This window comes from Anaerocolumna aminovalerica (assembly GCF_900115365.1).
Classification (GTDB): Bacteria; Bacillota; Clostridia; order Lachnospirales; family Lachnospiraceae; genus Anaerocolumna; species Anaerocolumna aminovalerica.
The window spans coordinates 1-14,596 of record NZ_FOWD01000052.1; the positions used below are offsets into that span (position 1 = coordinate 1).

12 protein-coding genes, 1 tRNA gene and 2 pseudogenes are annotated in these 14,596 nt (G+C 35.2%); 12 read left to right on the forward strand and 3 right to left on the reverse strand.

The window, feature by feature from the left end; translation table 11 throughout:
* The 3 genes and pseudogenes from BM183_RS18680 to BM183_RS18690 all read right to left on the reverse strand — a co-directional run.
* Positions 1–226 (reverse strand): annotated as a pseudogene (locus BM183_RS18680) (IS256 family transposase); the annotation flags it as partial.
* Positions 227–387: 161 nt separating this feature from the next.
* Positions 388–1,050, reverse strand: coding sequence for a hypothetical protein (locus BM183_RS18685; RefSeq protein WP_091688847.1), 663 nt, complete (start codon positions 1,048–1,050; stop codon positions 388–390).
* 165 nt (positions 1,051–1,215) lie between these two features.
* The gene (locus tag BM183_RS18690; protein WP_091688849.1) at positions 1,216–1,548 is read right to left on the reverse strand and encodes a hypothetical protein; all 333 of its coding nucleotides are present in this window, start codon (positions 1,546–1,548) and stop codon (positions 1,216–1,218) included.
* 373 nt (positions 1,549–1,921) lie between these two features.
* Here BM183_RS18690 and mazG point away from each other — a divergent pair, with 373 nt between their 5' ends.
* The 12 genes and pseudogenes from mazG (at position 1,922) to BM183_RS18745 (ending at position 14,498) form a co-directional block, all read left to right on the forward strand.
* Positions 1,922–2,719, forward strand: a complete 798-nt coding sequence (gene mazG / locus BM183_RS18695) for a nucleoside triphosphate pyrophosphohydrolase (protein WP_091688890.1) — start codon at positions 1,922–1,924, stop codon at positions 2,717–2,719.
* A 124-nt stretch (positions 2,720–2,843) separates the two neighbouring features.
* Positions 2,844–3,119 (forward strand): HU family DNA-binding protein, encoded by a 276-nt coding sequence (locus BM183_RS18700; RefSeq protein ID WP_091688851.1) that lies wholly within the window; start codon positions 2,844–2,846, stop codon positions 3,117–3,119.
* A 275-nt stretch (positions 3,120–3,394) separates the two neighbouring features.
* Entirely contained in the window at positions 3,395–3,634 is a 240-nt protein-coding gene (locus BM183_RS18705; protein WP_091688853.1) for an RNA-binding S4 domain-containing protein, read from the forward strand.
* 78 nt (positions 3,635–3,712) lie between these two features.
* Positions 3,713–4,000, forward strand: coding sequence for a sporulation protein YabP (gene yabP / locus BM183_RS18710; protein WP_091688856.1), 288 nt, complete (start codon positions 3,713–3,715; stop codon positions 3,998–4,000).
* An 18-nt stretch (positions 4,001–4,018) separates the two neighbouring features.
* Positions 4,019–4,516 carry a spore cortex biosynthesis protein YabQ gene (gene yabQ / locus BM183_RS18715; RefSeq protein WP_091688857.1) on the forward strand — a complete coding sequence of 166 codons (498 nt, stop codon included), beginning with the start codon at positions 4,019–4,021 and terminating at the stop codon, positions 4,514–4,516.
* A gap of 2 nt (positions 4,517–4,518) precedes the next feature.
* The gene (locus tag BM183_RS18720) at positions 4,519–4,809 is read left to right on the forward strand and encodes an FtsB family cell division protein (RefSeq protein ID WP_091688859.1); all 291 of its coding nucleotides are present in this window, start codon (positions 4,519–4,521) and stop codon (positions 4,807–4,809) included.
* A gap of 170 nt (positions 4,810–4,979) precedes the next feature.
* Positions 4,980–5,053 (forward strand) — tRNA-Met (locus tag BM183_RS18725).
* A 257-nt stretch (positions 5,054–5,310) separates the two neighbouring features.
* A complete protein-coding gene (gene spoIIE, locus BM183_RS18730; protein ID WP_091688861.1) occupies positions 5,311–7,611 on the forward strand; it encodes a stage II sporulation protein E in 2,301 nt (766 codons plus the stop codon).
* Between the two features lie 281 nt (positions 7,612–7,892).
* Positions 7,893–9,287: pseudogene (gene tilS / locus BM183_RS21530) on the forward strand (tRNA lysidine(34) synthetase TilS); the annotation flags it as partial.
* Between the two features lie 42 nt (positions 9,288–9,329).
* Positions 9,330–9,848 carry a hypoxanthine phosphoribosyltransferase gene (gene hpt / locus BM183_RS21535; protein ID WP_334292875.1) on the forward strand — a complete coding sequence of 173 codons (519 nt, stop codon included), beginning with the start codon at positions 9,330–9,332 and terminating at the stop codon, positions 9,846–9,848.
* A 19-nt stretch (positions 9,849–9,867) separates the two neighbouring features.
* Positions 9,868–11,745, forward strand: a complete 1,878-nt coding sequence (gene ftsH / locus BM183_RS18740) for an ATP-dependent zinc metalloprotease FtsH (RefSeq protein WP_091688865.1) — start codon at positions 9,868–9,870, stop codon at positions 11,743–11,745.
* A gap of 689 nt (positions 11,746–12,434) precedes the next feature.
* Positions 12,435–14,498: a glycoside hydrolase family 13 protein gene (locus tag BM183_RS18745; protein ID WP_091688867.1), complete on the forward strand. Its 2,064-nt coding sequence runs from the start codon at positions 12,435–12,437 to the stop codon at positions 14,496–14,498.
* The last annotated feature ends 98 nt before the right edge of the window (positions 14,499–14,596 follow it).

A 14,596-nucleotide genomic window follows, 5' to 3' on the forward strand; every position in this document is an offset into this window, starting at 1 on the left:
CATTTCTGCTATTATCTGTTTCTTTGTTTCGAAAATCATACTTTGAGTAACCTAATTCCTCATCCATTTCTCCGTCCAGACTTCCCTCCAGGATAACATACATCATTTCTCTCATGAGAGCATTGACATTTGTTCCATTTTTAACAGGATTTTCTTTCAGGTATCCATTAACCATTTCACGTAGAGCCTGTCTTTCGGGAGACTCGTTCCTTCTTCTTTTCGCCATAAAATAAACCTTCCAACTGAGTAATTTTATTTTACATCAGTTTGAAGGTTTACACAAACTTTGGGATACACCCAGCCAACTCCTTTTTATTTTGTTATATGTATGCCTTTGTTACGATTGTTATTGCAAACTATTAGGATGCCTAGTTAACATGGCTTATTTTAAATTCCACCAGGTACACTGCCTGCAATTAGGTTATCTACTACAAACTCCCAACTAGTTCCTGCATATATTCTATATAATGTACATATACTTTTTGCTCCAATACCTACTATACCTTGAGTAGAATCGGCATATCTTGTCCATCCCGTAGTTATGTCAAAACTTCCTGATGAAATATTTTTTTCAAGATATTGATCAGTAAAAAATCCCTCATTACATATCGCCATAACCTTCCTATCTCTAATCGCGGTTCCAGATTCATGTATCAGCCAAGTTCCTGTAATTCTAGTTATAAGATATTTATTTCCATCTTGTTTATAATAAATTGTTATAAAACCTTCAGTACCACCAGTAGAATCCCATTTTTGTTGTGATTGACTACCCGATACTGATAATCTCATATTATTTTCATCTAATTTGTAAGCATATTCTTGAACATATTCATTAGATGATACTTTATGTTTCTTTTCATAAATACTAACCTCATACTCTGTCCCATCAGTGTTTGTGAGTTTTGCTTTTTTTTCAGATCGTTTACCGGTTTTGATTATGGTATTTACTTTGTTTGATTGTTCTGATGCGTAAGCAGTCTGCTGCGGAATTAATCCGAAAAGCATTGTTAAAATAACAATAGAGCCAAATACTTTTTTCATTTTTAGCATAGTCAAACCTCCTTATTTATTGGATTAATAGGTTACGAATCCTTTGTTATTGCTAGGATTCAATTTATTCAAATGCTCACCTTATGAGGAGCATTTAAATCTTAGCATATAAAGTGAAAGATTCATTAATTATTATCACAGAGGTGAAGATATAAATGTATATTGTTAATCATTATGTTTCTTTTTTAATATTGACGTTAACAATGCACCAAATATCAGGAAAAATAAAAATACTGTAGGTCCGTATGAAAAAATGGAATAGTGTATATTAAACAGAGTAAAAATTAAATAATATGCTGCTAAAACAGTATTAATCCCTTTATTGGTTAAGTTCATTAACATAAATGAAGAGCCACATAAAAAAGCATATAAAATAACAGCAATATATGAGAAAGTATTAAGCCTTAATGAATAGTAATCATATAAATAATTGTATGGTATTACTAAAATAATTTGTATCAAAATCAGTATTAAATTTCTTCTTACTATTTTTTTCATAAAATTAAACCCTCAATATAAAATTATTTTGTATTAAACAGTCCTAATTATTACTATTATTAGAAAAATTTTCTTGTCTATCTATATAATAACATTTATGTTATTATATGTCAATTCAAAGATTATAACTTCATTGTTTAGTTCAAATCCGTATTACTGATTTTAAAACTTTTGCTGATGTGTGGTTGATTTTTTCTTTGAATAGCACATTATGTTATATAATAGGAACAGGTCAATATAGCTTGTAAAATTTGTTACAAATATTGATTATATTTGCAATTATGGGTATTATAAGAATTAGAATATATCTATATATAATCTTGAAGTAATTGTAATGTACAAAAGATAGAGAAGAGGGCGAGTTATGGAGAATATGGAGGTTAGGAATAAAAAGACCGAGGATAAGAAGTACTCCTTTGATGATTTAGTGAATATTATTCGCAGACTTCGGGCTAAGGACGGATGCCCCTGGGATAGGGAGCAGACCCATGAGAGTTTGAAGCAGTGTTTAATTGAAGAGGCTTATGAGACTATTGAAGCTATCAATAATAAGGATTACAGAAATCTTTGTGAGGAGCTGGGAGATGTTTTGCTACAGGTTGTTATGCATGGGGTCATTGCAGAAGAAGAGAAGGAATTCACCCTTGAGGACGTAATCGGTGGTGAATGTGAGAAGATGATTCATAGGCATCCTCATGTTTTTGGAAACTTGGAAGTAAAAGATTCAGAGGCCGTATTAAACAATTGGGAAGATATTAAACAAAAAGAGAAAAATTACGATAATATATCTGATAGCATTCTAAATATTCCCAAAGCGCTGCCTGCCAATATCCGTGCGGAAAAGATTCAAAAAAAAGCTGCAAAAGCCGGCTTGGAATTTGAGAATTTTGATCAGGTGTTAGATAAGGTTTACGAGGAACTGGAAGAGCTGATAGAAGCCAGAAAAATAGGCCAAAAGTCTGATATTGAAGAGGAATTTGGTGATTTGATGTTCTCAGTCGTAAATTTATCAAGGTTTTTACATGTAAATGCAGAAAATTCCTTGACAAATGCTACTAATAAGTTTATAAATAGATTTGTAGGTGTTGAATTTTTTGCAAGGCAAGAAGGTAAGCATTTATGGGAAATGTCCGCCAGTGAAATAGATACACTTTGGGGACGTGTAAAATAATCACAATGAGAAAATTATGAATGAAAATATCATGAATGAGGTATCATTTGTGATGGTATCATTTATGATATAATTCATTTGATTATTAAAAACATAATAAATACTTTAGAGGAGGAGTCTATCCATGAACAAAGCAGAATTAGTTGCAGCAATTGCAGAAAAAACAGAATTATCCAAAAAGGATTCAGAAAAAGCATTAAAAGCATTTATCGATGTAGTAACTGAAGAATTAACAAAAGGTGAAAAAATTCAATTAGTAGGTTTCGGTACTTTTGAAGTAGCTGATAGACCAGCTAGAACAGGAAGAAATCCTCAAACAAAAGAGGTAATTACTATTGCAGCATCTAAAGCTCCAAAGTTCAAAGCAGGAAAAGCTTTAAAGGACGTAATTAACGCATAGTTAAGACAATTCGAAGGAAGCTGTTATTGGGAATCATGTTTACTACTAATGTTTATTTTGGGAAATATGATTTGCGTGGCAGCTTCTTTTTTGTAATTTAACCTTATCAGGTAAGCGGACTTGTCTGTTTCAGCAGGAGTTAGGGCTCCTGCTGAAATGCCACGTAGTGGCAATGAGGTTATGAGCAAGTAGCGTAAGCGGATTGCGAATATCCGCTTTGACCCTCATCAGGGAAGCGGGATTAATATAAAAATCCTATAAGGAAGGTGTTTTAATTGAGATTAGACAAATTCTTAAAAGTTTCAAGATTAATAAAACGCAGAACAGTTGCCAATGAAGCCTGCGATGCAGGCCGTGTCCTAATTAACGGAAAAACTGCCAAGGCATCTGCCACAGTAAAAGTAAATGATATTATTGAGATTGGTTTCGGAACAAAAGCAGTAAAAGTTCAGGTGCTGGATGTTCAGGAAACTACCAGAAAAGATGATGCAAAAGAATTATACAAGTACTTATAAATGCTATTATTTTGGAATGAAATCAGAAGTCTTTTAATATACTGAAATGAAATAAAGTATATTAGGAGGCTTTTATTTATGGAGGATAAATTACAGGTTCAAAAAAATCATAAAGTTAATTTGAATGCAAGAAGTTCAGCTACCATCACCGGAGTAAAGGATGTTCTGTCTTTTGATGCCGGGGAGGTACTATTGGAAACAGAAATGGGCATTTTAATGCTTCGGGGAAATGAACTGCATGTGAACCGTCTGACTTTAGAAAAAGGCGAAGTTGATATAGATGGCAGAATCGACAGTTTGACGTATTCGGATAATAATAATTATGGCAGGTCCGGTGAATCATTTATAAGTAAGTTATTTAAATAGGCAGGGGGTAATGCAGTAATGAACAAAGTAATCATGGTAGAACTGCGCTTTTTTGCCGCCTCTGTAATCTGGGGAATGCTATTAATTGTATTTTATGATCTTCTGCGTATATTCAGACGAGTTGTTAAACACAATGGTTTTTTTATTGCAATAGAAGATATTATCTATTGGGTTATTTGCAGTCTTCTTATATTTCGCATGATGTATGAACAAAATAACGGTATTATACGTGGATTCTCCATTTTAGCCATGCTCTTGGGCATGTTGATTTTTCATCATGCCATTAGTGATTTCTTTGTCAATATCATATCCGTTTTGATACATAAATTATTCCGTTTTATAGGTATGATCTTAAAAACAATTTTCAAGCCTTTTTACTTTGTCCTAAAAAAGATTAAAAAAGTCTTTTCATGGGTTTTTAGAAAGATTAAAAAATTTAGAAGTAAAATATTATTATTGAAAAAAAATAGAAAATCTAGTAAAATGGCAGTATCAGATGATGAAAAAGGTGATTGAGTTTGAGAAAAAAGAGAAAGAAAAGAAGGACAGGCCTTGGTATTACAGCTCTTATGGTCCTTTTAATCTGTGGTATCGTTGTTTACAAAAGGCAGGAATTATCAAAAAGCAATGTACGGATAGAAGCTAAAATTAAAGAGCTGCAAGAAGATATCAAAGATGCCGAAGAAGAGGCTAAGGATATTAAGAAGAAGAAGGCTTACGTGCAGACTCAGGAATTTATTGAAGAAATGGCAAGAGAAAAGCTTGGATTAGTCTATAAAGATGAGATTATTTTTAAATCTGAGGATTAGTCTTTGTTTCTGTGACTTTTTTTATCGAAAGAGTTGATTTAACATTCTGTACCAGATAAGATTTCTTGCTGTCTGCCTACAAAAGATAAGACATATAAGAAATATTATGTAACTTATATTAAGTGGTTGACATTTTAAAAGAAAGAAGTTATAATGGAGTTCGTCACTTCGGCGAAGTAGCTCAGTTGGCTAGAGCATGCGGTTCATACCCGCAGTGTCGGCGGTTCAAATCCGTCCTTCGCTATTAGTATAAAGTATATGATTCCTACGGTTTTTACCGTGGGAATTTTTTTTAATATCTTCAATTATCTGATTATTCTGAATTTTTCTTAATTTCCTAAGGAGACTGAACTCTCTTGATTCGATAGGAATACGCATTCTACGAATTTCTTGTCAAAAACTTTTTTGTTACCAATTCGGAATTTTGACAAACATTTTATATCTCCAAATCTATAATACAGTCCTAGCAGATAAAATCAATCTATGAGGAGGACATAATAAATGAAAGAAATTAGTATGAGAAAAATAATAGTAAACTTAATGGGGGTTATGATCGGAAGGGCTGTATTTGCAGGAATTAATCCAATAGGAATAGCATTTTTTACTGCAGTATACATAGATAAGAAAGGGAGGTTGGCAATCCTGATCTCCGTGTTGCTGGGAATGGCAACAGTTTACCCTGTTACTGAAGTTGTAAAGTATTCTATTGTCATGACTGTTATTGCTATCATTGTTATTTTGCTGGAATATAGTAATAAGCGCCTGCCTATCGGTGCTGTTGCAGGTGTGTCAGGTGGAGTAACTATGTTTATGTCTATAGCCAATGGACTATTAAAAGTAAATGCAAAAGATTATATTTTAATGGGCATAGCAGAAGGAATTGCAATTTTTGCACTGACTTTTATCTTTCGGAAGGGTGTAGAGGCAATTGTATTTTCCACAAAGGGACAAGCTTTAGACAATGAACAAATTATAAGCATTGCGGTTATATTGGCTGCATTTATCTATGGAATACCCAATGTGGGAGTCTTGGATTTTTCCTTAACCTTAACAGCTGCGTTATTTAGTATTCTGCTTATTGGATATAAATACGGAGCTGGGTATGGTGCTATTGCAGGAGCAGCCTGCGGTATCATACTTGCATTAAAAGACGGGCAGATAAATCAAATCGGACTTATGTGCATGCTGGGTATTATAGCAGGAACATTTCGGGAACTGGGACGTCTATTTACCATAGCAGTCTATTCTGTGGGAGTGTTCTTCTTAAGTGATTTATATCAGAATTATAAATTTGATTTAAATAGTTTGGGTGCTTTAGTTTCAACTGCGGCCATATTCTTATTAATGCCAAAGTCCCTGTTGCTTAAAATCGATTTGGCAAGGGATGAATCCCAGGAAGACGTATTTGTAAAACAAAATATTCAAAATATAGCAAGAGGAAAACTAAAGGATTTTTCAAGTTCTTTTCATAATTTATCGGATACTTTTACATCTATTACTGAAAAGAAGGGAAAACTTTCCAAAAAAGATAAAAGTGAACTCTTTGATGAATTAACAGAACAGTTGTGTAAAGATTGCACCAACTGTGATACATGCTGGAAAAATAATTTTTATGAAACCTACCAAGGAGCTCATCATATTATGGAGGAAGTAGATAAAAATGGTACAATTGCTGTCAGTGAGGTCCCTGTAGACTTTGCAGGACGGTGTATTCAGTTGGAACGGTATGTGGTAGAGGCAAGGAGAGTCCTTGAAGTTGCCAAGTTAAATTTGGCTTGGAATAACCGGCTGGCAGAAAGCAGAGAAGCCATTGCTGGCCAGTTAAATGAAGTTGCTAATATCATTGATGACTTTTCAATGGATTTATATAAAACATCGGATACTTCAGAAGGCATGCAGAAAAGAATTATTTACCAGCTGAAGGAATATCACATTATTGTAAGCCGTATGGCAATCTTAGAGAAGAGAAATAATAAACAGGAAATCTTTATGATTGCAAGAACAGAGAAAGGCAGATGTATTACTACTAAAGAAGCAGCTCAGTTAGTGGGAGATGCTTTTGGAAAAAGAATGCGTCCCGCAGATGGATGCAAGAATGTCCTGACTAAGGAATTTGAGACTTTTGTTTTTGTAGAAGATGCAGATTATAAAGTATTTACCGGTATGGCTAAAATGACCAAGGATGGGGGAAGAATATCGGGAGACAATTTTTCCTTCCTGTATCCGGATTCAGGAATGGTAGTTATGACCCTGGCAGATGGAATGGGTACCGGAGAAACTGCCTTTGAGGAAAGTGAATATGTGGTAGATTTACTGGAACAGTTTATTGAGGCGGGATTTCGGAAAGAATCAGCCATTAACCTGATCAACTCTATACTGGTATTAAAGGCCGAAGAACAATCTTTTTCTACAATAGACATGACGGTTATTAATTTATTTACCGGTGTATGTGATATTATTAAAATCGGTGCCTCCACTACCTTCATAAAAAGGAGCAAAGAGGTAGAAACCATTAATTCCAATACTCTTCCGGTAGGAGTTATCAATCATATGGATTATGAAACCATATCCAGAAAACTAAGTGACGGTGATTTTGTTGTTATGGTTACTGATGGTGTGATAGATTGTATACCGGGAGAAGAAAAGGAACAGTTCCTGGAGGAATTTATATCAGAACTGCGTATGAATAATCCCCAGGAAATCGCCAATGCAGTATTGAATCAGGCTCTGGAATTGAATGGATGGGTGCCAAAAGACGATATGACTGTATTAGCCGCAGGATTTTGGAAAAAATTAAATTAAGAGATAGAATTCCAATGAAATGTTTTATGCTTCTTGAAATTTAATTAGGATAGAGTTAAAATGGAATAAAGTTGCTTCAAACATGATGTTGCTTTGGCACATCTCAAATAATAGACGAAGAAGTATAACATGAGAATTCCATTGGATTCTCACGTTGGAGTTCTTTGGAATGGAAGACATGTTCTTCCATTTGTGAAGTATGCTTTTACTTCACACTTCAAACCGTAAAAATAGGAGTATGAATGTTAAGAACAATTGAGGATTACATGACTGAATATAATATGATTGCCAAGGGAGACAGAATTGTGCTGGGAGTATCCGGTGGCGCAGATTCTGTCTGCCTTTTCCATGTATTGCTTCAATTAGCAACAGCTTTTGAGCTTTCCTTATTTGTAGTGCATGTTAATCATGGAATAAGGGGAGAGGAAGCAGAAAAAGATGAGATGTTTGTAAAAAACCTTTGTGAAAATGCAAAGGTTCCTTTTTGGGCGGTAAAAGCCGATATACCTTATATGGCAAAAAAGGAAGGTTTAACAGAGGAAGAAGCCGGCAGAAAAGTACGATACGAAGCATTTAATCAATGCCTTAAAAAAAATAAGTGTAATAAAATTGCAATTGCGCATAATAAAAATGATAATGCTGAAACCATGTTGTTTCATTTATTTCGGGGCAGCAGTATAAAAGGTCTTACAGGAATAAATCCAAAACGGGATGTTATTATAAGACCTTTGCTTTGTGTTACCAGACAGGAAATCGAAGATTATCTGAAAGAAAATAAGATTAACTTTTGTACAGATAGAACAAATCTTACAGAGGATTACAGCCGTAATAAAATCAGGCATAGGATACTGGCTTATGCTCAGGAAGAGATCAATGCAAAAGCAGTTGAACATATGGCACATACAGCCAATCAATTAAGGCTTGTAGAAAAGTATCTGGAGAAGAATGTGGAGCTTGCTTATGACAGGATCGTTATCTCTGGCAAAGACAACAGCTTTCAGATGAATGTGAAAGAACTGCAGCAGGAAGATCCAGTAATTCAACAGGGAATCATCCAAAAAGTGTTTTATGGGCTGGCAGGCAGATTAAAAGATATAGATGCTGTTCATATAGAACTTGTTCTGGGGTTACTGGAAAAGGAAGTGGGTAAGCAGCTTCATCTGCCCTATGGCATACAGGCAGTTAAAGGCTATGAGCATATTACAATGTCTGTTAATTCCGATATACCTGATTGTAATAATGAGGAGCCCGGAAACATCTCTAAAAAAAAGGAGACAACAGGATTTGAACATATCCTTAAGATTCCTGGAGAAACATATATTTCTGAAATAAATCATAGTATTCGTACAAGAATAATAAAATATAAAAAAAATTTAATTATTCCCAAAGATGGGTATACGAAATGGTTTGATTATGATAAAATAAACAATACTGTTGTTATAAGATCAAGAAATAGTGGAGATTATATTCAGATTGATTCCAAAAAGGGGAGCCCCCAATTGGGAAGCCCCCAAGGGGTAAGTCCTCAATGGGGCAGGAAAAAGATAAAATCTTTATTTATTGATAAAAAGGTGCCAAGGGAAGAAAGAGATTCCATTCCTTTATTGGCAGATGGCAATCACATTATGTGGGTCATTGGAGACAGAATAAGTGAAGCTTATAAAGTAAATGAGGATACAAAAGCTATACTTGAGATAAGTTTAAATGGAGGAAATGAAATGGATAACAAAGTTAGTGTATTAATATCTGAGGAGGAAGTGGCGAAAAAAATTTCTGAATTAGGAAAACAAATTAGTAAAGACTATGAAGGAAAAGAAATTCATCTTATCTGTGTATTAAAGGGTGGTGTATTCATTACCGTTGAACTGGCAAAACATTTAACGATTCCAGTATCTATGGATTTTATGGCAGTTTCCAGCTATGGAGATGAAACTATAAGTTCCGGTAGAGTTAAAATTATTAAAGATTTAGATGAATCAATAGAAGGTAAAGACGTATTATTGGTAGAAGATATTATTGATTCAGGAACAACATTGGCTTACTTATTAGAACTAATAAAGGGCAGAAAACCTAAAAGCATTAAATTATGCACTTTATTAGATAAACCAGAACGAAGAGTAGCTGATGTGAATGTAGATTATATCGGATTTCAGATTCCAGATAAATTTGTTGTTGGATATGGCTTAGATTATGCACAAAAATTTAGAAATTTACCATACATTGGTGTAATAGAATAACTAGAAAGGGGGTCATTTAGTGAAAAAACAGTTAAAAGGATATGGCTTTTATATCATAATCCTTGGCATCATATTAGTGTCACTGCTTTTATCAGACAGTTTTGAATATCCAAATACACAAAACTATCAGTATGCTAACTTTTTGGAAGACCTAAAAGATAATAAAGGTAGTATAAAAGAAGTTAATGTTTATCCGAATGAAGCGGGTACTACCGGCAAAATTAAAGTTACTTTTACCGGTGACAAGTCGGTTACTTTTGCAGTTGCTGACATTGCAGGTGTACAAACAAAATTACTGCAAGAATTCCCGGATTATACTATGCATAACCCAGCCAAGCCAAATTGGTTTTTAACTAGTGTATTACCATATTTATTAGGATTTATCGTAATTATTGTATTATTTTCTTTCCTATCCAATCAGGCAGCAGGGGGAGGCGGCGGCAACAGCAAGGTGATGAATTTTGGTAAGAGCCGTGCCAAAATGACAAAGGATGAGAACAAGAATACTACATTTAAGAATGTAGCCGGTTTAGATGAAGAAAAAGAAGAATTAAGGGAAATCGTAGATTTTCTTAGAACGCCCAAGAAATATATGCAGGTAGGTGCAAGAATTCCCAAAGGTGTTTTATTGGAAGGCCCTCCCGGAACAGGTAAAACTCTTTTAGCAAAGGCAGTAGCCGGAGAAGCAGGGGTTCCCTTCTTTAGTATTTCCGGTTCTGACTTCGTAGAAATGTTCGTTGGTATTGGTGCCTCCAGAGTTAGAGATTTATTTGAAGATGCCAAGAAAAATGCTCCATGTATTGTCTTTATAGACGAAATTGATGCGGTTGCCCGAAGGAGAGGTACCGGCATGGGGGGCGGACATGATGAAAGGGAACAAACCTTAAATCAATTGTTAGTTGAAATGGATGGCTTTGGAAGCAACGAAGGCATTATTGTAATGGCTGCAACCAACCGTGTTGACATTTTAGATCCTGCTATCTTGCGTCCAGGACGTTTTGACCGTAAAGTTATGGTAGGCAGACCGGATGTTAAGGGAAGAGAAGAAATCTTGCATGTACATGCAAAAGGAAAACCTTTGGGAGAAGATGTGAACTTAAAACAAATAGCCCAGACTACAGCTGGGTTTACAGGAGCAGACCTTGAAAACCTGTTAAATGAAGCAGCTATTTTAGCGGCAAAGGAAAGCAGAGGTTATATTAACCAAGAAGATATTAACCGTTCCTTTATTAAAGTGGGAATCGGTGCTGAGAAAAAGAGTAAGGTAATATCAGATAAAGAAAAACGAATTACTGCATATCATGAAGCAGGTCATGCAATATTATTCCATGTGCTTCCGGATGTGGGTCCAGTTTACACCGTATCCATCATTCCAACCGGTATGGGTGCAGCTGGCTATACTATGCCGTTGCCGGAAAGAGACGAAATGTTTAATACCAGAGGAAAAATGAGGCAGGATATTATCGTAAGTCTTGGAGGCAGAGCAGCAGAAGAAATTATCTTTGATGATATTACTACAGGTGCTTCACAGGATATTAAGATGGCTACCAAAACAGCAAGAGCCATGATTACTAAGTATGGCTTCTCCGACACTGTGGGTATGATTAATTATGACAGTGACGATGATGAAGTATTTATTGGCCGTGATTGGGGCCACACAAGAAGTTACAGTGAAAATGTAGCGAGAGTCATTGATGATGAAGTTAAGAATATTATTGATCATTGCTACAATGAAGCAAAGAGAATTCTTACAGAGCACAATGATATTCTTCATGAGTGTGCAAAATTGTTAATTGAAAAAGAAAGAATTAACCGTGAAGAATTTGAAGGTCTTTTTTCTAAAGAAGATTCAAATAATGATGATCAAAGTATGCCGGATCCTATTTTAGAAGGGTAATTGGCTGAATACAAAAAAATATTATAGAAATGTTGTTTTTTATATGATTTTTTTGGTTGGTATGTCAGAATTACTTATGGAGACAACAAAAACAGACAAAAAAAGTTATTAATTTTTATAATGTTTGTGCACACTTATTGAGGGACGGATGCTATAATAATAATCGTAAACCCCAATACATTATATAGTTTTTGCTACACCCCATAAGTAACAAAAATACCTTCTCCAAAAAAGGACAGCGCTCGGAATGCTGTCCTTTTTTATTGCGTTTGAAGGACGATACCACTGAAATAGTCTTTTTGGGGTTTTTCTACGGAAGGTTGAGGGAAAGACTATTTTAGTGATCTCTGTGTATTCAAGACGGTAAGGGTAAAAGGGCAGCGTTCAGATTATTATAAAGTATTCTAAGGGATAGTTATTTGGATGAGTTTATTTATGGTTATGTGAATTCTAAGGAAAAGATATCTTGATGTATTACAAGCTTTTTTGAATATTATGAAGAAGTTTGAGTTACTTGTTATTTGCAATATTTAATTATTGTATAGTATTTAATTGCTAACTAACAATAGAAATTTATTTAGCAGAGCTTAAGATGCTCTGTCTAAATTATTATGGTGATTGGATATTCTTGATTTTTGGTTGTATAATAACAGGGCTTGTTATAGAATGTAGAGAGTATTAATTTTGGTATGAAGGGAATATTTCTTGAGTTTATGATTAATCTGGATGCTTTGTTTAGTGATGGGACTAATGATTATAGAATTCCTTGTGAGCCGTTGGTAAATGATAGGGTTTTGATTCGGTTTCGGGCAGGGAAGGATAATGTAGATGAGGTTTTTCTTGTTGCTGGAAATGAGAAGAGGGGAATGAGGAAGGCTTTTTGTGATACTTTGTTTGATTACTATGAAGGGGAGCTTCAGTTATCAGATGAGAGGGTGGAGTATTTTTTTGAAATTGTAGGTGAGGATGAGGTTTGGTTTTATAATAGGGAAGGAGTAGTAAAGGCAGTTCAGGATAATTTTCATTTTGTGATTACTCCGGGGTTCATTACGCCTGATTGGGCCAAGGGAGCTGTTTTTTATCAGATTTATGTGGATAGGTTTTTTAACGGAGATGTTAGTAATGATGTTTTAGATCAAGAGTATTTTTATATTGGGGAAGGGGTTAAGAGAGTTACGGAATGGAGTAAGTATCCGGATTCTTTTGGTGTGAGAGAGTTTTATGGGGGAGATTTGGCTGGGATTAGAGAGAAGTTGGACTATTTGGAAAACTTGGGTATAGAGGTTATCTATATGAATCCTATTTTTGTTTCTCCTTCTAATCATAAATACGATGCTCAGGATTATGATTATGTAGATCCTCATTTTGGGGTGATTTGTGAAGATGGAGGAGAGGTATTGTCTCAGGATGCTTATTCTAACCGTCAGGCTTCCAAATATATTAAGAGGGTGACGGATATAAGGAATCTGGAGGCAAGCAATGAATTGTTTGTTAAGTTGGTGGAGGAAATTCATAAAAGAGGCATGAGGGTTATCCTTGACGGAGTGTTTAATCATTGCGGTTCCTTTCATAAATGGCTGGATAGGGAAGGTATCTATGAGGAAGCCGGTACCTATGCAAATGGTGCTTTTCAGGATAAAAACAGTCCTTATCGATCTTTTTTTAAGTTTAATGAGGATACATGGCCATATAATAACAGCTACGATGGTTGGTGGGGTCATGATACCCTTCCTAAATTAAATTATGAAGAATCTCCTAAGTTATATCAATATGTTATGGATACAGCAAAGAAATGGGTTTCACCGCCTTATAACTGTGATGGATGGAGACTGGACGTAGCGGCGGATTTAGGCCATTCCCCTGAGTTTAATCACAGATTTTGGAGGGATTTCAGAAGGAGTGTAAAGGAAGGTAATCCGGAGGCACTTATCATTGCGGAACATTACGGAGATCCAAGTTCCTGGCTGAAAGGGGACCAATGGGATACGGTAATGAATTATGATGCCTTTATGGAACCTGTGACCTGGTTTCTTACGGGGATGGAAAAGCACAGTGATGAGTATAGGGAGTATCTTTTGAATAATCATGAGGCTTTTTATCAGTCCATGAAATTTCATATGTCAAAGTACCAGACTTCTTCCCTTCTAGCAGCTATGAATGAGTTATCCAATCATGATCATTCCAGATTCTTAACCAGAACTAACCGAACAGTTGGAAGAACAGGGAGTGCAGGTCCCAAATCTGCAGAGGAGAATATTAATAAAGGAGTCTTTAGAAATGCCGTAGTTATACAGATGACATGGCCGGGCGCCCCCACTGTCTATTATGGAGACGAAGCAGGAGTATGCGGTTGGACTGATCCGGATAATAGGCGTACCTACCCATGGGGAACTGAAGACAAAGGGCTTATTGATTTCCATAGAGACATGATAAGGATTCATAAGAGCTATGAAGCCCTCCGTACAGGCTCTATTGGTTTTTTAAAGGGAAACCAGGGATTCATTAGTTACGGAAGGTTTAACCAAAAGGATAAATTTATTATTGGAGTCAATAATAACAATACAGAAATTACAGTTAGTATTAACGCCTGGGAGACAGGCATTACCGATGAAGACTCGCTGGCAACTCTAATGGTTACTTCAGAAGACGGACACAATCCGGAAGCGGTTATATATCATACGCAATCGGGAATTCTTAAATTAAATTTAAGACCCTATTCCTCTGTTGTACTAAAGAATATTGTTAGAAAATAAAAATTAATATGGAAGGTGTGGGAATAAATACCATATAAAAAAGTAAAAAAATCTTCAATACTACTTGAAAATGAATTTAGAGTATGTTATAATTCTTC

Excerpts from the sequence above, each read along its gene's own strand:
- BM183_RS18685 (WP_091688847.1), bottom strand. The coding sequence starts at position 1,050 with ATGCTAAAAATGAAAAAAGTATTTGGCTCTATTGTTATTTTAACAATG.
- BM183_RS18690 (WP_091688849.1), bottom strand. The coding sequence starts at position 1,548 with ATGAAAAAAATAGTAAGAAGAAATTTAATACTGATTTTGATACAAATT.
- mazG (WP_091688890.1), top strand. The coding sequence starts at position 1,922 with ATGGAGGTTAGGAATAAAAAGACCGAGGATAAGAAGTACTCCTTTGAT.
- BM183_RS18700 (WP_091688851.1), top strand. The coding sequence starts at position 2,844 with ATGAACAAAGCAGAATTAGTTGCAGCAATTGCAGAAAAAACAGAATTA.
- yabP (WP_091688856.1), top strand. The coding sequence starts at position 3,713 with ATGGAGGATAAATTACAGGTTCAAAAAAATCATAAAGTTAATTTGAAT.
- yabQ (WP_091688857.1), top strand. The coding sequence starts at position 4,019 with ATGAACAAAGTAATCATGGTAGAACTGCGCTTTTTTGCCGCCTCTGTA.
- spoIIE (WP_091688861.1), top strand. The coding sequence starts at position 5,311 with ATGAAAGAAATTAGTATGAGAAAAATAATAGTAAACTTAATGGGGGTT.
- hpt (WP_334292875.1), top strand. The coding sequence starts at position 9,330 with ATGGATAACAAAGTTAGTGTATTAATATCTGAGGAGGAAGTGGCGAAA.
- BM183_RS18745 (WP_091688867.1), top strand. The coding sequence starts at position 12,435 with ATGAAGGGAATATTTCTTGAGTTTATGATTAATCTGGATGCTTTGTTT.